This is a genomic window from Streptomyces sp., assembly GCF_031181705.1.
Classification (GTDB): Bacteria; Actinomycetota; Actinomycetes; order Streptomycetales; family Streptomycetaceae; genus Streptomyces.
Map to the genome: position 1 here is coordinate 24,345 of NZ_JAPSKN010000009.1, position 20,010 is coordinate 44,354.

Sequence of the window (20,010 nt, forward strand, 5' to 3'; positions counted from 1 at the left end):
CATGAGGCCCACATCCCACCAAAACGCCACATTGGACGAGCGGATCACCGGCGCCCTGGTCGGCGCTGCCGTCGGTGACGCCCTCGGCGGCCCCGTCGAGGGTTACTCGCCCGAGCAGATCCTCGAGCGCCACGGCGGCCGCGTCCACGGCATCGTCGGTCCCTGGCACGGCGACGACTGGCGCACGGCCCGCCCTCTCGCCCCGTACCACAAGGGCGACGGCCACGTCACCGACGACACCCTGATGACCCACGCCCTGGTCCGGGTCTACGCCCGGGTCCGCGACCACCTCGACGCGTACGCCGTCGCCGACCACCTGGTCCCCGACCTGATGACCGAGCCCCGCTGGATCCCGGAACTGCAGACCGAGGCACTCCCCCTCCAGCGGATCTTCCTCGCGGAGAAGTGGCTGGTCACGAGGATCCACTACGGCCATGCCGACCCGCGTGAGGCAGGCACCGGCAACATCGTCAACTGCGGTGCGGCGATGTACATGGCCCCGGTCGGCCTGGTCAACGCGGCCGATCCGCGCGCGGCGTACGCCGAGGCCCTGGACGTCGCCGGCGCGCACCAGTCGTCGTACGGCCGTGAGGCGGCGGGCGTCCTGGCGGCGGCGGTGGCCGCGGCCTGCACCCCCGGGGCGACCCCGGACTCGGTCGTCTCGACCTGCCTGGCCCTGGCCAAGGACGGCACACGCACGGCGATCGAACGGGTCTGCGAGGAGGCCTCCCGCCACACGGACTTCGAGTCGGCACTCGGGCCGCTGCGCGACGCGGTCTCCCCCTACGACACGGTCGGCCCCGACTACCGCGCCCCGTCCCTGGGCGCCCGCCGCCCGTCCCGCCTCCACGCGATCGAGGAACTCCCCGTGGCCCTGGGCCTGCTGCTCGTCGCCCGGGGCGACTACCGCCACGCGGTCCTCGGCGCCGTGAACTACGGCCGGGACTGCGACTCCATCGCCACGATGGCGGGCGCCCTGGCGGGAGCCCTGGGAGCGCCGGTCCCGGAGGACTGGGCCAAGACGGTCGCCGAGGCCAGCCGCCTGGACCTGTGGGAACCGGCCGTCACGCTCACCCGGGTGACCCGCGAGATCTTCGCCCGGGACGTCTCCCGCCGCCGCGCTCACGAACAGGACTTCGCATCCCTCGGAGGCCGGGAATGCTCCGACTGACCTGGATCCAGCCGGAGGACCTGCTCGGCCACGAACTCCGCCAGGCGGCCCAGGACGGCCGCGAGCCGAAGGCGATCGCGGCGCGCTGGCGAGCGGCGGGCGGCCCCGAGGCCCCGGCCACCGCGGGCGCCTCCCCCGCCCCCACGTCCCGCTACCTCCGCCAACTGGCGGAAGACCTCCTGGACGAGCTGGCGGACCTCCCCAGCACGTCGGCCGACGACGAACCGACGGATCTGCGGAAGATCAGGGCCGTCTGCGCCGACTGGCCGGAACCCCTGCTCACCCCGGCCCCGTCCCACCAGCGCCTCGAAGCCGCCTGGCTCGGCCGGGCCGCCGGCTGCCTGCTGGGCAAACCGGTCGAGAAACTCCCCCTCGAAGGCATCCGCCGCCTGGCCCGGTCCACCGGCAACTGGCCCCTGTCCACCTGGTTCACCGCACGAGGCGTCCCGGACGAGCTGCTCACCGCACACCCCTGGAACCGCCGCTCGGCGGCCACCTCCCTCGCCGAGAACATCGACGGCATGCCCGAGGACGACGACCTCAACTACCCCCTCCTCGGCCTGATCCTCCTGCGACGCCACGGCAAGGCCTTCACCACCACGGACGTGGCCCGCGTCTGGCTCGACGAACTCCCCGCCGGCCGCACCTTCACCGCCGAACGCGTCGCCTACCGCAACCTCCTCAGCGGCCTGGAGCCCCCGTACACCGCCCGGCACCGCAACCCCTTCCGGGAGTGGATCGGCGCCCTGATCCGCGCCGACGTCCACGGCTGGACCAACCCCGGCGACCCGGCGGCGGCGGCCGAACAGGCCCACCGCGACGCCACCCTCACCCACACGGCCAACGGCGTCTACGCGGCGATGTTCGCGGCGGCCACCATCGCGACGGCCGCGACCGGCACCGCCGACGTCCACACCTGCCTGCGCACCGGCCTCACGGTCGTCCCGCCCCGCTCCCGCCTGGCCCGAGCGGTCCGCCAGGGCATCGAACTGGCCCACGAACACGCCGACTTCGACACGGTCGTCGACGAACTCCACGCCACCTACGCCGCCACCCACCACTGGGTGCACGCCGTTCCCAACACCGCGTTGATCGCCGCCGCCCTCACCCACGCCGACGGCGACTTCACCGGCTCCGTCTGCCGCGCGGTGAGCGGCGGTTGGGACACCGACTCCAACGGCGCCACGGCGGGCGGCATCGCCGGCCTGCTGGCCGGGCACCCCGCGGCGCTCCCCGACCGCTGGACGGCCCCGCTGAAGAACCGTCTGTCCACCTCCGTCGGCGACTTCAACGGCATCGGCTTCGACACCCTCGCCCACCTCACCCACCGGGAGACCCACCGCTCATGACCGCTCCCCAGCCCGCGCCCCTCACCGGCCTGCGCGTCCTCGACCTCGCCACCCTCTTCGCCGGGCCGATGGCCGCCACCCTGCTGGGTGATTTCGGCGCGGAGGTCGTCAAGATCGAGCACCCGAGGAAGCCGGACCCCTCCCGCGGCCACGGCCCGTCGAAGGACGGGGTCGGCCTGTGGTGGAAGACGCTCGGCCGCAACAAGCGGACCGTCACGCTCGACCTGTCCAGGCCCGGCGGCCGCGCCACCCTGCTGCGTCTCGCCGCCACCGCCGACGTGATCGTCGAGAACTTCCGCCCCGGCACCCTGGAGAAGTGGGACCTGGGCTGGCCGGAACTGTCGGCCGTCAATCCCCGCCTGGTCCTGGCCCGCGTCACCGGCTTCGGCCAGTTCGGCCCCTCCGCGCACCGCCCCGGCTTCGGCACCCTCGCCGAGGCGATGAGCGGCTTCGCCGCGATCACCGGCGAACCGGACGCGCCCCCGACCCTCCCGCCGTTCGGCCTGGCCGACGCCATCGCCGGCCTGACGACGGCGTACGCGGTGATGACGGCGCTCGCCGCCCGGGACCGGACGGGCGAGGGCCAGGTCGTCGACCTGGCCCTGATCGAGCCGATCCTGGCCGCCCTCGGCCCCCAGCCCCTCTGGTACGACCAGCTCGGCCACGTCCAGCCCCGCACCGGCAACCGCTCCCCGAACAACGCCCCGCGCGGCGTCTACCGCACCGCGGACGGCACCTGGGTCGCCGTCTCCACCTCCGCCCAGTCGGTCGCGGAACGCGTGATGCGCCTGGTCGGACGCCCCGAACTGATCGACGAGCCGTGGTTCGCCACCGGCGCCGACCGCGCCCGCCACGCCGACGTCCTGGACGAGGCCGTCGGCTCCTGGATCGCCGAGCGCACCCGCGCCGACGTCCTGGCGGCCTTCGAGAAGGCGGAGGCGGCGGTGGCCCCGGTCCAGGACGTCCGGGACGTGATGGCGGACCCGCAGTACCAGGCCCTGAACACCATCACCACCGTCGACGACCCGGAACTGGGCCCGCTGCGCATGCAGAACGTCCTCTTCCGCCTGTCCGCCACGCCCGGCGCGATCCGCTGGGCGGGCCGCCCCCACGGCGCCGACACCGACGAGGTCCTGACCGAACTCGGCCTGACCGGCACCGACCTCGACGAACTGCGCGCGGAGGGCGTCGTATGACGCCGGCCCCGCCGCTCACCTGGCTCTACGCCCCGGGCGACCGCCCGCACGTGGTGGCGAAGGCCCTCTCCTGCGGCGCCGACGTCGTCATCGTCGACCTGGAGGACGCGGTCGCCCCCGACCGCAAGGCCTACGCCCGTGACGCCACCGCCGACCTGCTCGGCCGGACGCCACCGGTCCCGGTCCACGTCCGCGTCAACGCCCTGGACAGCCCCTGGGCCGAGCAGGACATCGGCACGCTCGCCGAGGCCCCGGGCCTGTCCGGCCTGCGCCTGCCCAAGGTGACCTCGGCCGCCGGGATCACCCACATCGCCCACCGCACGCCGGCCGCTCTGTACGCCCTGCTGGAGTCGGCCCTCGCCGTGGAACAGGCCTATGCCGTCGCCATGGCCCACCCGAACCTGCGGGGCATCGCGCTCGGCGAGGCCGACCTCCGCGCCGACCTGGGGGTCCGGGACGACACCGGCCTCGACTGGGCGCGCTCCCGGGTGGTCGTGGCGGCCCGGGCGGCGGGGCTGCCCCCGCCGGCGCAGTCGGTCCACCCGGACATCCGCGATCTCGAGGGACTGGCCGCCTCCTGCGCCCGGGGCCGTGCCCTGGGTTTCCTCGGCCGCGCGGCGATCCATCCGCGCCAGCTCCCGGTCATCGAGCGGGCCTATCTGCCCACCGGCGAGGAGATCGAACAGGCCGAGACGGTCCTCAAGGCGGCGGCGACGCAGCAGGGTGCCCAGGCCCTTCCCGACGGCCGTTTCGTCGACGCGGCGGTGGTGACGGCGGCCCGGCGCACCCTGTCCCTGGCGGGCCGCCGCTGACACGCCGAGGGCGCCCGGTCGGCCCGGGCGCCCTCGGATGCGTCGCTACGGCGGCAGGCCGTCAGGCCTTCTTCCCCGACCCGGCCTCGTTCCTGGCGCCGTCGGCCTCGGCTTCGTCCGCGGCCTCGCCCTTGCCGTCCTCGGTCTCCTTGCCGTCCTTGCCGTCCTCGCCGTCCTCGTCCAGGTCGACGGCCTTCTCGTCACCGCCGGCGTCACCACCGGAGGACGCCGCACCCGGCTCCACGACCTCTTCGCGTCCGGGCCGCTTCCTCGCCGACAGCACGAAGTAGGTCACCGCGAGCAGGAACACCAGGATCGCGGTCCAGACGTTCAGCCTCAGGCCCAGGATGTGGTGGGCGTCGTCGACCCGCATGTACTCGATCCACGCCCGGCCCGCGCAGTACGCGGCGACGTACAGCGCGAAGGCCCGGCCGTGCCCGAGGCGGAAGCGGCGGTCGGCCCAGATGACCAGGACCGCGACGCCGACGCACCACAGCGACTCGTACAGGAACGTCGGGTGGTACGTGCCCGGCACCCGCCCGTCCGCCGAGGACGTGATCTCCAGGGCCCACGGCAGATCGGTGGGCTTGCCGTAGAGCTCCTGGTTGAACCAGTTGCCCCAGCGCCCGACGGCCTGCGCGAAGGCGATGCCCGGCGCGACGGCGTCCGCGTACGCGGGCAGCGGGATGCCCCGGCGACGGCAGCCGATCCAGGCGCCCAGAGCGCCGAGCGCGATCGCGCCCCAGATGCCGAGGCCGCCCTCCCAGATCTTGAAGGCGTCCACCCAGTCGCGGCCCTCGCTGAAGTACAGCTCGTAGTCCGTGACCACGTGGTAGAGGCGGCCGCCGACCAGGCCGAAGGGCACGGCCCAGACAGCGATGTCGGCCACCGTGCCGGCCCGCCCGCCCCGGGCGATCCAGCGCTTGTTGCCGAGCCAGACCGCGACGAAGACGCCGATGATGATGCAGAACGCGTAGCCGCGCAGCGGAATGGGGCCGAGGTACAGCACCCCGCGCGACGGGCTGGGAATGAAGGCAAGTTCCATGGCAGGGTCGACGCTACCGTGCCGGACCGGGCCCGGGGCAGGCGGCCCGGCTACGGGTCCATAACAGGGACGGGCGCATGCCCCTCACCCCTGGTTCGCCTGCTGCACCATCTGCTTCAGCTTCGCCGGGGTCATCGTCCGGTCCTGGTAGATGTTCTTGCCGTCGAACAGCACGGTCGGCGTGCCCGAGAAGTCGCCCTTGTCGAAGGCCTGGTGGGACTTGGCGACCCACGCGTTGTGCGTGCCGTCCTCGACGCACGTGCGGAAGGCCGGGGTGTCCAGGCCGTCGACCTTGCCGGCGAGCTCGATCAGCCTGCCGTTGTCCGCGTAGGCGTCGTCGACTTCCTGGGGCTGGTTGTCGAAGAGCACGTCGTGGTACGCGGGGAACTTGCCGGCGTCCTGGGCGCAGGCGGCGGCGTTGGCCGCGTTGCGCGAGCCCTTGCCGCCCATGTTGCCGTCGATGAGCGTGACCAGGTGGTACTCGGTCTTCAGCTGGCCGGCCTCGGTCAGCTCGTGGATCACCGGCCGGTACGCCGTCTCGAAGGACTTGCAGGCCGGGCAGCGGAAGTCCTCCCACACCGTGAGCGTGGACCTGGCGCTGTCCTTGCCGACCGGGATCGCCAGGCCGTCCTTGCCCTGCGCGCCCGAGGGGGCCACGACCGGGCCCGCGGCCTCGCCGCCGTCGTCCTTGCCGGCGTTGGCCGCGACGACGCCGATCACCGCCGCGAGGCCCAGGACGGCGACGACCGCGCCGCCCACCAGCAGAGCGCGCCGGCGCTTCTCGGCGGACTTGTGCTTCTCACGCTCGACCGCCAGCTTCTCCCGGGCGGTGCGCTTTCCCTCACGGTTCTTGTCGCTCACACCCCGGAAACGAACCGGGGAGGCGCACCGCGCCTCCCCGGCCCCAGGTCCACCCGTACGAGGGACCTGTATGACTTCCGGCTTTTCTACGCCTGCCGGCGCACGCCCTGGGCGAGGTCACCGGCGAGCGCGCGCACGGCCTCGACGCCGGCCGCGTCGTCCGGGGCGTCGAGCATCGCCTTGACGAAGGCCGAGCCGACGATCACGCCGTCGGCGAAGCGGGAGACCTCGGCGGCCTGGGTGGCGTTGGAGACGCCGAGCCCGACGCAGACCGGCAGACCGGTGCCGGTGGCCCGGGTGCGTTCCACCAGGTCCTGGGCCTGCGAGCTGACGGTGGCGCGGGTGCCGGTGACACCCATGAGGGAGGCGGCGTAGACGAAGCCGCTGCCCGCCGCGGTGATCCGCGCGAGCCGTTCGTCCTTGCTGCTGGGGGCGACGACGAAGACGGTCGCGAGGCCGTGCTTGTCGGCGTGCTCCCGCCACAGCGCCGACTCCTGCACGGGCAGGTCGGGCAGGATGCAGCCCGCGCCCCCCGCCTCGGCCAGCTCGGCTGTGAACCGCTCGACGCCGTAGCGGTCGATGGGGTTCCAGTACGTCATGACGAGGATGGGCTTGCCGGTGGCGGTGTGCGCCTCGCGGACGGTGCGCATCACGTCGGCGATCTTCACGCCGCCGCGCAGGGCGATGTCGTCGGCGGTCTGGATGACGGGGCCGTCGAGGACGGGGTCGCTGTGCGGCAGGCCGACCTCGACGACGTCGGCGCCGCCGTCGATGACGGCCTTGATCGCCTCGATGCCGCCGTCCACGGTCGGGAAGCCGGCCGGCAGGTAGGCGATGAGGGCCGAGCGCCCTTCGGCCTTGGCCGCGGCGAGGGTGTCGCTCAACAGCTGCAGGTTGCCGCTCACTTGGCGTCCCCCTCGATCTCGGCGGTGCCGGAGGCGTCCTCGGCGACCTCGGCGTCGGTGTCGTACAGGCCGAAGTAGCGGGCGGCGGTGTCCATGTCCTTGTCGCCGCGGCCGGAGAGGTTGACCACGATCAGCCCGTCCCTGCCCAGCTCCTTGCCGACCTCCAGGGCGCCGGCCAGCGCGTGGGCGCTCTCGATGGCCGGGATGATGCCCTCGGTGCGCGACAGCAGGCGCAGGGCCTGCATGGCCGCGTCGTCGGTGACCGCGCGGTACTCGCCGCGGCCGGAGTCCTTCAGGTAGGAGTGCTCCGGACCGATGCCCGGGTAGTCCAGGCCGGCCGAGATGGAGTACGGCTCGGTGATCTGGCCCTCCTCGTCCTGCAGGACGTAGGAGCGGGAGCCGTGCAGGATGCCGGGCTCGCCCGCGGTCAGGGTCGCGGCGTGCTCGCCGGTGTCGACGCCGTGGCCGGCGGGCTCGCAGCCGATGAGGCGGACGCCCTCGTCGGGGATGAAGGCGTGGAAGAGGCCGATGGCGTTGGAGCCGCCGCCGACGCAGGCGATCGCGGCGTCGGGCAGCCGGCCGGCGCGCTCCAGGAGCTGGCGGCGGGCCTCGACGCCGATGACCCGGTGGAAGTCGCGGACCATGGCCGGGAAGGGGTGGGGCCCGGCGACCGTGCCGAAGAGGTAGTGCGTGTGGTCGACGTTGGCGACCCAGTCGCGGAACGCCTCGTTGATGGCGTCCTTCAGGGTGCGGCTGCCGGACTTCACGGCGATGACCTCGGCGCCGAGCATGCGCATGCGGGCCACGTTGAGCGCCTGGCGCTGCGTGTCGATCTCGCCCATGTAGATGGTGCAGTCGAGGCCGAACAGGGCGCAGGCGGTGGCCGTGGCGACGCCGTGCTGGCCGGCGCCGGTCTCGGCGATGACCCGGGTCTTGCCCATGCGCCTGGTGAGCAGGGCCTGACCGAGGACGTTGTTGATCTTGTGGGAGCCGGTGTGGTTGAGGTCTTCCCGCTTCAGGAAGACGCGGGCGCCGCCGGCGTGCTCGGCGAACCGGGGCACCTCGGTCAGCGCCGAGGGGCGGCCGGTGTAGTGGGCCAGGAGGTCGTCGAGCTCCTTCGCGAACTCCGGGTCCTGCTTGGCCTTGTCGTACTCGACGGCGACCTCGTCGACGGCGGCGACGAGGGCCTCGGGGATGAATTTCCCGCCGAAGGCCCCGAAGTAGCCTTCGGGGTTCGGCGTCTGTCCCTCGGAGTCGGGGATGAAGAACTGGCTGGGCATGCGGAAACCTTCACGGTGAGTGTGTGGAGATGCACTGATCGCCGTGGGGCGGGGTTTTGCTGCCGGCCGCGGGCCGTGTGGCTTGTCGCGCCCGCGCGGCGGCAGCCGCACATCAGATGATGCCCCGCGCCCCTAACGGGCGCGCTGCCATCGCATGCCGTTGACCTGGCCCGGCTCGTCACCGATGACGTACCGGACGCGGCGGCCGTGGACGCGGCGCGCGGGCGCACGGCAGCCGCGGGGGCGGCAGCCGCGCGCGAGGCGGGCGTACCGGTCCACGGTCGTCATGGTGGGATTCATCGGGCCAAGCCTAGCGGGTGATCAGCCCCGGCCGTGCCGGAGTGCGGGGTGCTCGCCCGCCGCCACCAGGTCGGAGACCGCGGTCCTCGGGTCCTTGCCGGTGACGAGGGACTCGCCGACCAGGACCGCGTCCGCGCCGGCGTTGGCGTAGGCGATGAGGTCGTGCGGGCCGCGGACGCCGGACTCGGCGATCTTGATGATGTGGTCGGGGATCTCCGGGGCCACCCGCTCGAAGGTGTTGCGGTCGACTTCGAGGGTCTTGAGGTTGCGGGCGTTGACGCCGATCACACGGGCGCCGGCGTCGACCGCGCGCTCGACCTCGTCCTCGTCGTGCACCTCGACCAGCGGCGTGAGCCCGATGGACTCGGCCCGCTCGATGAGGGACTCCAGGGCGGGCTGGTCGAGGGCGGCGACGATCAGCAGGGCGACGTCGGCGCCGTAGGCGCGGGCCTCCCACAGCTGGTACGACGTGACGATGAAGTCCTTGCGCAGGACGGGGATGTCCACCCGGGCGCGGACCGCCTCCAGGTCGGCCAGCGAGCCGCCGAAGCGCCGCTGCTCGGTGAGGACGGAGATGACGGCCGCGCCGCCCGCCTCGTAGTCGGCGGCGAGTCCGGCCGGGTCGGCGATGGCGGCCAGCGCGCCCTTGGAGGGGCTGGAGCGCTTGACCTCGCAGATGACCTTGACGCCGTCGCCGCGCAGGGCGGCCGCGCCGTCCTTGGCCGCGGGAGCCTTCGCCGCGCGCTCCTTGAGCTCGTCGAGGCTCACGCGCGCCTGCCGCTCCGCGAGGTCGGCTCGGACTCCGTCGATGATCTCGTCGAGCACACTCACGCGAGCGGCCCCCTTCCAGACTCTTGACAGTTCCGGCGACCGGCCGGAAAACCGATGGTCACTGCGATGGTATCCGCAGGGGGGCGTAGGCCTCGCATCCGGTTGACGCCGGTCCCAGTACCTGGACATCCGCCGGATGATCAAGGGTGCAGCCAGCCACCGAAGGGCAGGTTCCGGACAACGGTGAAGACCAGCAGCAACGCGCCGAGGCTCCACACCAGGCCGGGGCGGGGGTCGATCCGCAGCGGGCGTCCGCGTACGGCGTGGACCACCCATACGGTCCACAGCACGGCGCAGGCCAGATAGCCGAGCACGGCGAGCGCGTTGGCGTGCAGGGCGGCCGGCAGGTCGCCGTGGACGAACGCGTGGGCGCTGCGCAGTCCGCCGCAGCCGGGGCAGTACAGGCCCGTGTAGCGCAACAGGGGGCAGACGGGGTAGTGGCCGGGTTCGCCCGGGTCCACCGCGCCCACGTAGGCGAAGGCGGCGACGGCACCCGCCAGGAGTCCGGCGGGGACGGCCAGGCGTCCCGGGAGTCCCTGCGTCACCCTTCGGCTGTCGGCGTTCACGGTACGCATTGTGCCCCGTGCGCGCGTGAAGGGCGGTCCCGGCACCCGTGTGCCGGCCGCCCCTCACCCGAGAACGCGTGTTCCGCCGGGGATCAGCCCTCGGCGCGCGCCGGCTCGCGGTCGCCCGTCATCTGGTGCGGCCGGTGCAGATCCTTGGGCTGGCCCAGGCCCATCATCCGCATGATGCCGCCGACGACACCGCCGAGCAGCACGACCACCATGCCGGCCCAGAAACCCACCGGCTGGTCCATCACCATGAAGGCGCCCGCGACGCAGAAACCGATGAAGGCGATGATGACACCGGTCCAGGCGGCCGGGGTGTGACCGTGGCTGCTGCCCGCCATTGCTTGCTCCTCGTTGCTGTGTGCGTGTCTGAGCAGGACGCTCGGGGCCATTGTCCCGCACGCGCGCGTGGACGGTGACCGGGGGTGCTCCCCGGGCTCACCCGGGCGGCTCAGGCCCCGGTCGGGTCCTCGCCCCGGTCGAGCGCCTTCCACAGGTCCTCGGGCCGGTCGGGGTCGGCGGCGGGCGCCGGGCGGCGCGGCTGGGGCGTGGCGCCGCGCTCGTAGCGGCCGGACATCGCGGGCCACAGCCGTCCGTAGCGCAGCGCGAGCAGCCCGGCCAGCAGGAGCAGGACACCGCCGGCGGCCGCGGCGTACGGCCAGGCGGTGTGGCTGAGGGCGGCGACGGAGGCGGAGGTGTCGCCGGAGGCCCGGGCGGCCTTCTCGTCGAGCGCGGAGCTGTCGGAGGCGCCGAGCAGGGCGGCGGCGACGGTGCCGGCACCGGAGAGCGCCAGCAGCGCGGCCACGACGACGCGGCCGGCGCGGCGGACGGCGAACACGGCGACGAGCGCGGCGAGGCCCACTATGGCGAGCGCCGCGGGGACGCCCGTGACGTCGCTGCCGCTGGCGGTCAGCGGGAAGGCGCCGCCGGCCACCGTCGCGGTGCCCTCCGCCCACTGCTGCCGGGTGGCGAGGAGCGCGACGGCCGCGCCGAGCGCGCCGCACAGCAGCGCGACGGCGAGGCTCAGGCGGCCGGCCCGGGCGGATCCGGCGGCTCGGGAACGGGGGTGAGGTACAGCTGTCACGTACCCCACTATCGCCTGAACCCCGGGCGAACCGTCACCCGGGGGTCATCTCAGGCCTTTCCCAGCCGGTTCGCCGAGTGCACCGCCCGCAGGACGGCGGCCGCCTTGTTGCGGCACTCGGTGTCCTCGGCGACCGGGTCGGAGTCGGCGACGATCCCCGCTCCGGCCTGCACGTACGCGGTGCCGTCGCGCAGCAGGGCGGTACGGATGGCGATGGCCGTGTCGGAGTCGCCGGCGAAGTCGAGGTAGCCGACGCAGCCGCCGTACAGGCCGCGCCGGGACGGTTCGAGTTCGTCGATGATCTGCAGGGCGCGGGGCTTCGGGGCGCCGGAGAGGGTGCCGGCCGGGAAGCAGGCGGTGAGGACGTCGAAGGCCGTGCGCCCGGCGGCCACGCGGCCGGTCACCGTCGAGACGATGTGCATCACGTGCGAGTAGCGCTCGATGGACATGAAGTCCACGACCTCGACCGAGCCGGGTTCGCAGACCCGCCCGAGGTCGTTGCGGCCGAGGTCGACGAGCATGAGGTGCTCGGCGCGTTCCTTGGGATCGGCGAGGAGTTCGTCGGCGAGGGCCTGGTCCTCCTGCGGGGTGGCGCCGCGCCAGCGGGTGCCGGCGATGGGGTGCACCATGGCCCGGCCGTCCTCGACCTTGACCAGGGCCTCCGGGGAGGAACCGACGACGTCGAAGCCCTCGAAGCGGAACAGGTACATGTACGGCGACGGGTTGGTCGTGCGCAGGACCCGGTAGACGTCCAGCGCGCTCGCCGTACACGGCGTCTCGAAGCGCTGGGAGGGCACCACCTGGAAGGCCTCGCCGGCCCGGATGCGCTCCTTGATGTCCTCCACGGCCTCCTGGAAGTCGGGGCCGCCCCACAGCGCGGTGTACTCGGGCAGTTCGGAGGGCGGGAGCACGGCCGGGGGCTGGGCGACCGGGCGGGTCAGGTCGGCCTGCATGGCGTCGAGGCGGGCCACGGCGTCGGCGTAGGCCTCGTCGACGCCGGTCTCCAGGTCGTTGTGGTTGATCGCGTTGGCGATCAGCAGGACCGAGCCCTCCCAGTGGTCCATGACGGCCAGGTCGCTGGTGAGGAGCATGGTCAGCTCGGGCAGCTGAAGGTCGTCGCGCTCGCCGGGGCCGATCTTCTCCAGGCGGCGGACGATGTCGTAGCCCAGGTAGCCGACCATGCCGCCGGTGAACGGCGGCAGGCCCTCCTGGTGGGGGGTGTGCAGGGCCTCGATGGTGGCGCGCAGCGCGGCGAGCGGATCGCCGTCCGTGGGGACGCCGACGGGCGGGACGCCGAGCCAGTGGGCCTGGCCGTCGCGCTCGGTCAGGGTGGCCGCCGAGCGGACGCCCACGAAGGAGTACCGGGACCAGGAGCGGCCGTTCTCGGCGGACTCCAGCAGGAAGGTGCCGGTGCGCTCGGCGGCGAGCTTGCGGTAGAGCGCGACCGGGGTGTCGCCGTCGGCGAGGAGCTTGCGGGTGACCGGGATGACCCGCCGGTCGGTGGCGAGCTTGCGGAACGTCTCGAGGTCCATGGCGGCCGACCTTACTGATCCGCGGCGGGGGCGGCGGAACCGGCGTCCTCGATCAGCACGTCCTCGTCGAAACACGTGCGGGCGCCGGTGTGGCAGGCGGCGCCGACCTGGTCGACCTTGACGAGCACGGTGTCGGCGTCGCAGTCCAGCGCCACGGACTTCACCCACTGGACGTGGCCGGAGGTGTCGCCCTTGACCCAGTACTCCCGGCGGCTGCGGGACCAGTAGGTGCAGCGGCCGGTGGTGAGGGTGCGATGCAGCGCCTCGTCGTCCATCCAGCCCAGCATGAGCACCTCACCGGTGTCGTACTGCTGGGCGATGGCGGGCAGGAGGCCGTCGGCGCTGCGCTTGAGGCGGGCGGCGATCTCCGGATCGAGGCGGCTGGGCTTGCTGGTCATGGCGACCATTGTGCCGCGCGCCGGCGGCGGCGCAGGTGGAGTGTCCACTGGGCGGACCCGGCGGGCGGCCGTAGGCTGGCCGCATGTCGACCCATGCCAAGCGTGAACGACTTCTCCTCGCCGACCTGTTGGAGACCGCGGGCCCGGACGCGCCCACTCTGTGCGAGGGCTGGACCACCCGGGACCTCGCCGCGCACGTGGTGGTGCGCGAGCGCCGCCCGGACGCGGCCGGCGGGATACTGATCAAACAGCTCGCCTCGCGCCTGGACCGGGTGATGGCGGAGTACACGGACAAGCCGTACGAGGAGCTGATCCAGCTGATCCGTACCGGCCCGCCGCGGTTCTCGCCCTTCTCGCTCAAGCCGGTCGACGAGGCGTCGAACATCGTCGAGTTCTACGTCCACACCGAGGACGTGCGCCGCGCCCAGCCCGACTGGTCCCCGCGGGAGCTCGACCCGGTCTTCCAGGACGCCCTGTGGTCCCGTCTGGAGCGCACGGCCCGCCTGATGGGCCGCGGCGTGCCGACGGGCCTGGTGCTGCGCCGCCCCGACGGCCAGACGGCGGTCGCCCACCGCGGCACCCCGGTCGTGACGGTGACGGGCGAGCCGTCGGAACTGGTGCTGTTCTGCTACGGCCGGCAGAGCGCGGCCAAGGTCGACCTGGACGGCGACGAGAACGCGATCGCGAAGCTGCACGAGACCAAGCAGCTCGGCATCTGAACGGGCGCGGGCCCCGGACGCGCGGGGCGGCCGGGGCTGTGCGCGTCGGGCGTCACCGCACCGGGTGGCCCGCCTCCCGCAGGGTCTGCTTGACCTCGCCGACGCGCAGGTCGCCGAAGTGGAACACCGAGGCGGCCAGGACCGCGTCCGCGCCCGCCTCGACGGCCGGCGGGAAGTGGGCCAGCGTGCCCGCGCCGCCCGAGGCGATGACCGGGACGGTGACGTGCTTGCGCACGGCGCGGATCATCTCCAGGTCGTAGCCGTCCTTGGTGCCGTCGGCGTCCATGGAGTTGAGCAGGATCTCGCCGGCGCCGAGCTCGGCGGCCCGGTGGGCCCATTCGACGGCGTCGATGCCGGTGCCGCGGCGGCCGCCGTGGGTGGTCACCTCGAAGGAGCCGGACTCGGTGCGGCGGGCGTCCACGGACAGCACCAGGACCTGGCGGCCGAAGCGCTCGGCGATCTCGCGGATCAGCTCGGGGCGGGCGATGGCGGCCGTGTTGACGCCGACCTTGTCCGCGCCCGCCCGCAGCAGCTTGTCGACGTCCTCGGCGGTGCGCACGCCGCCGCCGACGGTGAGCGGGATGAACACCTGCTCGGCCGTGCGGCGCACCACGTCGTAGGTCGTCTCGCGGTTGCCCGACGAGGCGGTGATGTCCAGGAACGTCAGCTCGTCGGCGCCCTCGGTGTCGTACACCTTGGCCATCTCGACGGGGTCGCCCGCGTCGCGCAGGTTCTGGAAGTTGACGCCCTTGACGACCCGGCCGTTGTCCACGTCCAGGCAGGGGATGACTCGGACCGCCAGGGTCATGAATCGTGCTCCTCTAGTGTTCCTGTGAGGGGGTGCCTCTGAATGCTTCCACTTCCACCGACACCAGGACCCGGGAGTCCATGAAGCCCTGCACGACCAGCAGGGTGGTGACCGGGCGTACGGCGTCGAACATCTCCTGGTGGGCCCGTCCCACCGCGTCCACGTCCCGGGCGTGGGCCAGGTACACCCGGGTGCGCACCACGGAGTCGACGGAGAGCCCGAACTCGCCGATCGCCTCCAGGGCGGTGGTGAAGGCCACCTTGGCCTGCTCGTACGGGTCGCCGTCGCCGTAGAGCACATCGCCCTTGAAGGCGGTCGTGCCCGCGACGAGCACGCGGTCGCCCGCCGCCACGGCGCGTGCAAAACCGAAGGACTCTTCCCAGGGACTTCCGCTCTGCACCCGCCGTACGGCACCGCTCATGACGACACAGCCTCCAAGGCCTCTTCCAGGGTGAACGCCTTTGCGTACAGCGCCTTCCCTACGATCGCGCCCTCGACACCGAGCGGGACCAGCTCGGCGATCGCGCGCAGGTCGTCGAGCGAGGAGACGCCGCCGGAGGCCACGACCGGGCGGTCGGTGGCCGCGCAGACGTTCTTCAGCAGCTCCAGGTTGGGCCCCTGGAGCGTGCCGTCCTTGGCGATGTCGGTGACGACGTAGCGGGCGCAGCCCTCCTTGTTGAGGCGCTCCAGCGTCTCGTAGAGGTCGCCGCCGTCGCGGGTCCAGCCGCGGCCGCGCAGGGTGGTGCCCCGCACGTCCAGGCCGACGGCGATCTTGTCGCCGTGCTCGGCGATGACCCTGGCGACCCACTCGGGGGTCTCCAGGGCGGCCGTGCCCAGGTTCACGCGGGTGCAGCCGGTGGCGAGGGCGGCGGCGAGGGTGTCGTCGTCGCGGATGCCGCCGGACAGTTCGACCTTGATGTCCATCGCCCCCGCGACCTCGGCGATCAGCTCGCGGTTGTCGCCGGTGCCGAACGCGGCGTCCAGGTCGACCAGGTGCAGCCACTCGGCGCCGGAGCGCTGCCAGGCCAGGGCGGCCTCCAGGGGGGAGCCGTAGGAGGTCTCCGTGCCGGACTCGCCGTGCACCAGGCGCACCGCCTGGCCGTCGCGGACGTCGACGGCGGGGAGGAGTTCGAGCTTGCTCACAGGGTTCCGATCCAGTTGGTGAGGAGCTGGGCTCCGGCGTCGCCGGACTTCTCGGGGTGGAACTGCGTGGCCCACAGGGCGCCGTTCTCGACGGCCGCGACGAACGGCTTGCCGTGGGTGGACCAGGTGACCTTGGGTGCCTCGATGGCCGGGTTGTGTGTCTCCAGCGACCAGTCGTGGACGGCGTAGGAGTGCACGAAGTAGAAGCGCGCGTCGGGGTCGAGGCCGGCGAAGAGCCGCGAGCCGGGCGCCGCGTCCACGGTGTTCCAGCCCATGTGGGGCACGACCTCGGCCTGCAGGGGCTCGACCGAGCCGGGCCACTCGTCGAGGCCCTCGCTCTCCACGCCGTGCTCGATGCCGCGCGCGAAGAGGATCTGCATGCCGACGCAGATGCCCATCACCGGGCGGCCGCCGGACAGCCGGCGGTCCACGATCCAGTCGCCGCGCGCCTCGCGCAGGCCCGTCATGCAGGAGGCGAAGGCGCCGACGCCGGGCACGAGCAGGCCGTCGGCGTTCAGGGCCTTGTCGTAGTCACGCGTGATCTCGACGTCGGCTCCGGCGCGGGCGAGGGCGCGCTCGGCGGAGCGGACGTTGCCGAAGCCGTAGTCGAAGACGACCACGTTCTTGCGGGGGGCGCTCAATTCCACACCTCCAGCCTGACGACACCGGCCACCAGGCACATGGCCGCGCCGATCGACAGCAGGACGATCAGGCCCTTGGGCATCTTCTGCTTGACGAAGGAGTAGATCCCGCCGACGAGGAACAGGCCGACGACGATCAGCAGGGTCGAGATGCCGTTCACAGGGCGCCCTTCGTGGAGGGGAGGATGCCCGCCGCGCGCGGGTCGCGCTCGGAGGCGTAGCGCAGGGCCCGGGCGAGCGCCTTGAACTGGCACTCCACGATGTGGTGCGCGTTGCGCCCGTAGGGCACGTGCACGTGCAGGGCGATCTGCGCCTGGGCCACGAAGGACTCCAGGATGTGCCGGGTCATGGTGGTGTCGTACTCGCCGATCATCGGCGCCATGTTCTCCGGCTCGGTGTGCACCAGGTACGGGCGGCCCGACAGGTCGACGGTGACCTGGGCGAGCGACTCGTCCAGCGGGACCGTGCAGTTGCCGAAGCGGTAGATGCCGACCTTGTCGCCGAGGGCCTGCTTGAAGGCGGCGCCGAGGGCGAGGGCGGTGTCCTCGATGGTGTGGTGCGAGTCGATGTGCAGATCGCCCTCGGTCTTCACGGTGAGGTCGAACAGACCGTGCCGGCCGAGCTGGTCGAGCATGTGGTCGTAGAAGCCGACGCCTGTCGACACGTCGACCTTTCCGGACCCGTCGAGGTCTATCTCGACGAGCACCGACGTCTCCTTGGTGACTCGCTCCACGCGTCCCACGCGGCTCATGTGCTCTGCTCCTTCTTCAGTTCACGGACCGCGTCGAGGAACGCGTCGTTCTCTTCGGGGGTTCCGGCGGACACCCGCAGCCATCCGGGGATGCCGTTGTCCCGGACCAGGACACCCCGGTCGAGGATCTTCCGCCAGGCCGCGTGCGCGCCGCCCTCGCCGTCGAACCGCCCGAACTGCACGAAGTTGGCGTCGGACTCGACGACCTCGTAGCCCATCGCGCGCAGCTCGGCGACCAGGCGGTCGCGCTCGGCCTTGAGCTGCTCGACGTAGCCGAGCAGCGTGTCGGTGTGCTCCAGGGCGGCCAGGGCGGTCGCCTGGGTGACGGCCGACAGGTGGTACGGCAGCCGCACGAGCTGCACGGCGTCGACGACGGCCGGGTGTGCGGCGAGGTAGCCCAGGCGCAGGCCCGCCGCGCCGAACGCCTTCGACATCGTGCGGGAGATGACGAGGTGGGGGCGCCCGTCGAGCAGCGGCAGCAGCGAGTCGCCGTGGCTGAACTCGATGTACGCCTCGTCCACGACCACCATCGACGGCTTCGCCGCCTGCGCGGCCTCGTACAGCGCGAGGACCGTCTCGCGCGGGACCGCGTTGCCCGTGGGGTTGTTGGGGGTGGTGATGAAGACGACGTCCGGCTTGTGCTCGGCGATCGCCTTCTCGGCGGCGGCGAGGTCGATCGTGAAGTCCTCGCCGCGCGGACCGGAGATCCAGCCCGTGCCCGTGCCGCGCGCGATGAGCGCGTGCATCGAGTACGACGGCTCGAAGCCGATCGCGGTGCGGCCCGGTCCGCCGAAGGTCTGCAGCAGCTGCTGGATGACCTCGTTGGAGCCGTTGGCCGCCCAGACGTTGGCCACCCCGACCTCGTGGCCGGAGGTGTCCGTGAGGTACTGCGCCAGCTGCGTGCGCAGTTCGACCGCGTCCCGGTCCGGGTAGCGGTTGAGGTCGCGGGCCACGTCACGGACCCGCTCGGCGATCCGCTCGACGAGCGGCTCGGGCAGCGGGTAGGGGTTCTCGTTGGTGTTCAGCCGTACGGGCACGTCCAGCTGGGGCGCGCCGTAGGGGGACTTGCCGCGCAGCTCGTCCCGTACGGGGAGATCGTCGATGCGTACGTCGCTCACTTGCCCTGCGGAACCTTCCAGTCGAACCTCGCCTTGATCGCCGCGCCGTGGGCCGGCAGGTCCTCCGCCTCGGCCAGCGTGACCACGTGGTGCGCGACGTCGGCCAGCGCCTCGCGCGTGTAGTCCACGATGTGGATGCCGCGCAGGAAGGACTGGACCGACAGGCCCGAGGAGTGGCAGGCGCAGCCGCCGGTGGGCAGGACGTGGTTGGACCCGGCCGCGTAGTCGCCGAGCGACACCGGCGCCCAGGGCCCGACGAAGATCGCCCCGGCGTTCCTGACCCGGTCGGCCACCGCGGCGGCGTCGGCGGTCTGGATCTCCAGGTGCTCGGCGCCGTAGGCGTCGACCACCCTCAGGCCCTCGTCGATGCCGTCGACCAGGACGATCGCGGACTGCCTGCCCTTGAGGGCGGGCACGATCCGGTCCTCGACGTGCCGGGTCGCGGCGACCTGCGGCTCCAGCTCCTTCTCGACGGCGTCGGCGAGGTCGACGGAGTCGGTGACCAGGACGGCGGCGGCCAGCGGGTCGTGCTCGGCCTGGCTGATCAGGTCGGAGGCGACGTGCACCGGGTCGGCCGTGTCGTCGGCGAGGACCGCGATCTCGGTCGGGCCGGCCTCGGCGTCGATGCCGATCTTCCCGGTGAAGTAGCGCTTGGCGGCGGCCACCCAGATGTTGCCGGGTCCGGTGACCATGTTCGCGGGCGCGCAGGACTCGGTGCCGTAGGCGAACATCGCGACGGCCGTGGCGCCGCCGGCCGCGTAGACCTCGTCGACGCCGAGCAGGGCGCAGGCGGCCAGGATGGTCGGGTGCGGCAGGCCCCCGAAGTCGGCCTGCGCGGGCGAGGCGAGCGCGATGGACTCGACACCGGCCTCCTGCGCGGGCACCACGTTCATGATCACGGACGACGGGTACACCGACCGGCCGCCGGGCGCGTACAGCCCGACGCGCTCGACCGGAACCCACTTCTCGGTCACCGTGCCGCCGGGCACGACCTGGGTGGTGTGGGTGCTGCGGCGCTGCGCGCGGTGGACGGCGCGGGCGCGGCGGACGGACTCCTCCAGGGCCGCGCGCACGGCCGGGTCCAGCTCCGCCAGCGCGCGCGTGAGCGCGGCGGCCGGGACCCGCACCTGGTCGAGCCTGACCCCGTCGAACCGCTCGGCGGCGTCGATCAGCGCCGCGTCGCCCCGATGATGCACGTCCTCGCAGATCGGACGCACCTTCTCCAGGGCGGCCTGTACGTCGAAGTCGGCTCGGGGCAGCAGGTCACGCAGGGCGGGGCCCTCGGGGAGGGCGTCGCCGCGCAGATCGATTCGGGAGATCACGTGCTCAATTCTCTCAGACCCGGGTGAGGCGCCGTCCGCGCGTATCAGTGGCTGATACAGAACGCCGCAGGAAGACGGAAGATCTCCGTCACGGAGTGCTTTCGGCGTGTCACGCAGCGGGCATGAACAGTTGTACGAAGAACCCAACCGGCGAGTACCCGGGGAGGAAGGGAAG

Annotated in this window: 24 protein-coding genes; 5 read left to right on the top strand and 19 right to left on the bottom strand. The window is 72.8% G+C overall.

Going from position 1 to position 20,010, the window contains the following annotated elements; translation table 11 throughout:
- The first annotated feature begins 1 nt into the window (after position 1).
- Genes RIN80_RS03620 through RIN80_RS03635 form a run of 4 tightly spaced genes read left to right on the top strand, consistent with a single transcriptional unit; the run spans position 2 to position 4,528 of the window.
- Positions 2 to 1,171 (top strand): ADP-ribosylglycohydrolase family protein, encoded by a 1,170-nt coding sequence (locus RIN80_RS03620; protein WP_309093994.1) that lies wholly within the window; start codon positions 2 to 4, stop codon positions 1,169 to 1,171.
- Entirely contained in the window at positions 1,159 to 2,520 is a 1,362-nt protein-coding gene (locus RIN80_RS03625; protein ID WP_309093995.1) for an ADP-ribosylglycohydrolase family protein, read from the top strand. The genes RIN80_RS03620 and RIN80_RS03625 overlap by 13 nt, the downstream gene beginning before the upstream one ends.
- Positions 2,517 to 3,716, top strand: a complete 1,200-nt coding sequence (locus RIN80_RS03630; RefSeq protein ID WP_309093996.1) for a CoA transferase — start codon at positions 2,517 to 2,519, stop codon at positions 3,714 to 3,716. The genes RIN80_RS03625 and RIN80_RS03630 overlap by 4 nt, the downstream gene beginning before the upstream one ends.
- On the top strand, positions 3,713 to 4,528 hold the full coding sequence (locus RIN80_RS03635; RefSeq protein ID WP_309093997.1) for a CoA ester lyase: 816 nt from the start codon (positions 3,713 to 3,715) through the stop codon (positions 4,526 to 4,528). The genes RIN80_RS03630 and RIN80_RS03635 overlap by 4 nt, the downstream gene beginning before the upstream one ends.
- A 61-nt stretch (positions 4,529 to 4,589) precedes the next feature.
- Here RIN80_RS03635 and lgt read toward each other — a convergent pair whose 3' ends face one another.
- From lgt to hisI, 11 genes are all read right to left on the bottom strand, one after another.
- A complete protein-coding gene (lgt, locus tag RIN80_RS03640; RefSeq protein WP_309093998.1) occupies positions 4,590 to 5,573 on the bottom strand; it encodes a prolipoprotein diacylglyceryl transferase in 984 nt (327 codons plus the stop codon).
- 84 nt (positions 5,574 to 5,657) lie between these two features.
- Positions 5,658 to 6,434, bottom strand: a complete 777-nt coding sequence (locus tag RIN80_RS03645) for a thioredoxin domain-containing protein (RefSeq protein ID WP_309093999.1) — start codon at positions 6,432 to 6,434, stop codon at positions 5,658 to 5,660.
- 86 nt (positions 6,435 to 6,520) lie between these two features.
- Positions 6,521 to 7,339: a tryptophan synthase subunit alpha gene (gene trpA, locus RIN80_RS03650; RefSeq protein ID WP_309094000.1), complete on the bottom strand. Its 819-nt coding sequence runs from the start codon at positions 7,337 to 7,339 to the stop codon at positions 6,521 to 6,523.
- Entirely contained in the window at positions 7,336 to 8,619 is a 1,284-nt protein-coding gene (trpB, locus tag RIN80_RS03655; protein ID WP_309094001.1) for a tryptophan synthase subunit beta, read from the bottom strand. The genes trpA and trpB overlap by 4 nt, the downstream gene beginning before the upstream one ends.
- Before the next feature lie 132 nt (positions 8,620 to 8,751).
- Positions 8,752 to 8,919, bottom strand: coding sequence for a tryptophan biosynthesis modulator TrpM (gene trpM / locus RIN80_RS03660; protein ID WP_309094002.1), 168 nt, complete (start codon positions 8,917 to 8,919; stop codon positions 8,752 to 8,754).
- A gap of 21 nt (positions 8,920 to 8,940) precedes the next feature.
- Positions 8,941 to 9,750 (bottom strand): indole-3-glycerol phosphate synthase TrpC, encoded by an 810-nt coding sequence (trpC, locus tag RIN80_RS03665; RefSeq protein ID WP_309094003.1) that lies wholly within the window; start codon positions 9,748 to 9,750, stop codon positions 8,941 to 8,943.
- Positions 9,751 to 9,890: 140 nt separating this feature from the next.
- Entirely contained in the window at positions 9,891 to 10,325 is a 435-nt protein-coding gene (locus tag RIN80_RS03670; RefSeq protein WP_309094004.1) for a DUF2752 domain-containing protein, read from the bottom strand.
- A gap of 83 nt (positions 10,326 to 10,408) precedes the next feature.
- Complete coding sequence (locus RIN80_RS03675; RefSeq protein WP_309094005.1) at positions 10,409 to 10,660, bottom strand: HGxxPAAW family protein; 252 nt, start codon at positions 10,658 to 10,660, stop codon at positions 10,409 to 10,411.
- Positions 10,661 to 10,770: 110 nt separating this feature from the next.
- Positions 10,771 to 11,412: a TIGR02234 family membrane protein gene (locus RIN80_RS03680; RefSeq protein WP_309094006.1), complete on the bottom strand. Its 642-nt coding sequence runs from the start codon at positions 11,410 to 11,412 to the stop codon at positions 10,771 to 10,773.
- A 41-nt stretch (positions 11,413 to 11,453) separates the two neighbouring features.
- Complete coding sequence (locus tag RIN80_RS03685; protein WP_309094007.1) at positions 11,454 to 12,935, bottom strand: anthranilate synthase component I; 1,482 nt, start codon at positions 12,933 to 12,935, stop codon at positions 11,454 to 11,456.
- Between the two features lie 11 nt (positions 12,936 to 12,946).
- Entirely contained in the window at positions 12,947 to 13,333 is a 387-nt protein-coding gene (gene hisI, locus RIN80_RS03690; protein ID WP_309094008.1) for a phosphoribosyl-AMP cyclohydrolase, read from the bottom strand.
- Between the two features lie 83 nt (positions 13,334 to 13,416).
- On the opposite strand from hisI, the gene RIN80_RS03695 reads away from it, so the two are divergent.
- On the top strand, positions 13,417 to 14,052 hold the full coding sequence (locus tag RIN80_RS03695; protein WP_309094009.1) for a TIGR03085 family metal-binding protein: 636 nt from the start codon (positions 13,417 to 13,419) through the stop codon (positions 14,050 to 14,052).
- A 52-nt stretch (positions 14,053 to 14,104) separates the two neighbouring features.
- Here RIN80_RS03695 and hisF read toward each other — a convergent pair whose 3' ends face one another.
- From hisF to hisD, 8 genes are read right to left on the bottom strand one after another with little or no spacing between them, the layout of a single operon-like run.
- Positions 14,105 to 14,860 carry an imidazole glycerol phosphate synthase subunit HisF gene (gene hisF / locus RIN80_RS03700; protein ID WP_309094010.1) on the bottom strand — a complete coding sequence of 252 codons (756 nt, stop codon included), beginning with the start codon at positions 14,858 to 14,860 and terminating at the stop codon, positions 14,105 to 14,107.
- A gap of 13 nt (positions 14,861 to 14,873) precedes the next feature.
- Positions 14,874 to 15,281, bottom strand: a complete 408-nt coding sequence (locus RIN80_RS03705; protein ID WP_309094011.1) for a RidA family protein — start codon at positions 15,279 to 15,281, stop codon at positions 14,874 to 14,876.
- Positions 15,278 to 16,003 carry a bifunctional 1-(5-phosphoribosyl)-5-((5-phosphoribosylamino)methylideneamino)imidazole-4-carboxamide isomerase/phosphoribosylanthranilate isomerase PriA gene (gene priA, locus RIN80_RS03710; RefSeq protein ID WP_309094012.1) on the bottom strand — a complete coding sequence of 242 codons (726 nt, stop codon included), beginning with the start codon at positions 16,001 to 16,003 and terminating at the stop codon, positions 15,278 to 15,280. Before priA ends, RIN80_RS03705 begins: the two co-directional genes overlap by 4 nt.
- Positions 16,000 to 16,644: an imidazole glycerol phosphate synthase subunit HisH gene (gene hisH, locus RIN80_RS03715; RefSeq protein WP_375141600.1), complete on the bottom strand. Its 645-nt coding sequence runs from the start codon at positions 16,642 to 16,644 to the stop codon at positions 16,000 to 16,002. Before hisH ends, priA begins: the two co-directional genes overlap by 4 nt.
- Positions 16,641 to 16,805 carry a hypothetical protein gene (locus RIN80_RS03720; protein ID WP_189729006.1) on the bottom strand — a complete coding sequence of 55 codons (165 nt, stop codon included), beginning with the start codon at positions 16,803 to 16,805 and terminating at the stop codon, positions 16,641 to 16,643. The genes hisH and RIN80_RS03720 overlap by 4 nt, the downstream gene beginning before the upstream one ends.
- Positions 16,802 to 17,395: an imidazoleglycerol-phosphate dehydratase HisB gene (hisB, locus tag RIN80_RS03725; protein WP_030932889.1), complete on the bottom strand. Its 594-nt coding sequence runs from the start codon at positions 17,393 to 17,395 to the stop codon at positions 16,802 to 16,804. Before hisB ends, RIN80_RS03720 begins: the two co-directional genes overlap by 4 nt.
- Positions 17,392 to 18,513 carry a histidinol-phosphate transaminase gene (locus tag RIN80_RS03730; RefSeq protein ID WP_309094014.1) on the bottom strand — a complete coding sequence of 374 codons (1,122 nt, stop codon included), beginning with the start codon at positions 18,511 to 18,513 and terminating at the stop codon, positions 17,392 to 17,394. Before RIN80_RS03730 ends, hisB begins: the two co-directional genes overlap by 4 nt.
- Entirely contained in the window at positions 18,510 to 19,835 is a 1,326-nt protein-coding gene (gene hisD, locus RIN80_RS03735; protein ID WP_309094015.1) for a histidinol dehydrogenase, read from the bottom strand. Before hisD ends, RIN80_RS03730 begins: the two co-directional genes overlap by 4 nt.
- Positions 19,836 to 20,010: the final 175 nt, after the last annotated feature.

What these genes read in the sequence shown, in the direction of transcription:
- RIN80_RS03620 (WP_309093994.1), top strand. Translation starts at nt 2, where the DNA reads ATGAGGCCCACATCCCACCAAAACGCCACATTGGACGAGCGGATCACC.
- RIN80_RS03625 (WP_309093995.1), top strand. Translation starts at nt 1,159, where the DNA reads ATGCTCCGACTGACCTGGATCCAGCCGGAGGACCTGCTCGGCCACGAA.
- RIN80_RS03630 (WP_309093996.1), top strand. Translation starts at nt 2,517, where the DNA reads ATGACCGCTCCCCAGCCCGCGCCCCTCACCGGCCTGCGCGTCCTCGAC.
- RIN80_RS03635 (WP_309093997.1), top strand. Translation starts at nt 3,713, where the DNA reads ATGACGCCGGCCCCGCCGCTCACCTGGCTCTACGCCCCGGGCGACCGC.
- lgt (WP_309093998.1), bottom strand. Translation starts at nt 5,573, where the DNA reads ATGGAACTTGCCTTCATTCCCAGCCCGTCGCGCGGGGTGCTGTACCTC.
- trpB (WP_309094001.1), bottom strand. Translation starts at nt 8,619, where the DNA reads ATGCCCAGCCAGTTCTTCATCCCCGACTCCGAGGGACAGACGCCGAAC.
- trpM (WP_309094002.1), bottom strand. Translation starts at nt 8,919, where the DNA reads ATGAATCCCACCATGACGACCGTGGACCGGTACGCCCGCCTCGCGCGC.
- RIN80_RS03670 (WP_309094004.1), bottom strand. Translation starts at nt 10,325, where the DNA reads ATGCGTACCGTGAACGCCGACAGCCGAAGGGTGACGCAGGGACTCCCG.
- RIN80_RS03675 (WP_309094005.1), bottom strand. Translation starts at nt 10,660, where the DNA reads ATGGCGGGCAGCAGCCACGGTCACACCCCGGCCGCCTGGACCGGTGTC.
- RIN80_RS03685 (WP_309094007.1), bottom strand. Translation starts at nt 12,935, where the DNA reads ATGGACCTCGAGACGTTCCGCAAGCTCGCCACCGACCGGCGGGTCATC.
- hisI (WP_309094008.1), bottom strand. Translation starts at nt 13,333, where the DNA reads ATGACCAGCAAGCCCAGCCGCCTCGATCCGGAGATCGCCGCCCGCCTC.
- RIN80_RS03695 (WP_309094009.1), top strand. Translation starts at nt 13,417, where the DNA reads ATGTCGACCCATGCCAAGCGTGAACGACTTCTCCTCGCCGACCTGTTG.
- hisF (WP_309094010.1), bottom strand. Translation starts at nt 14,860, where the DNA reads ATGACCCTGGCGGTCCGAGTCATCCCCTGCCTGGACGTGGACAACGGC.
- RIN80_RS03705 (WP_309094011.1), bottom strand. Translation starts at nt 15,281, where the DNA reads ATGAGCGGTGCCGTACGGCGGGTGCAGAGCGGAAGTCCCTGGGAAGAG.
- hisB (WP_030932889.1), bottom strand. Translation starts at nt 17,395, where the DNA reads ATGAGCCGCGTGGGACGCGTGGAGCGAGTCACCAAGGAGACGTCGGTG.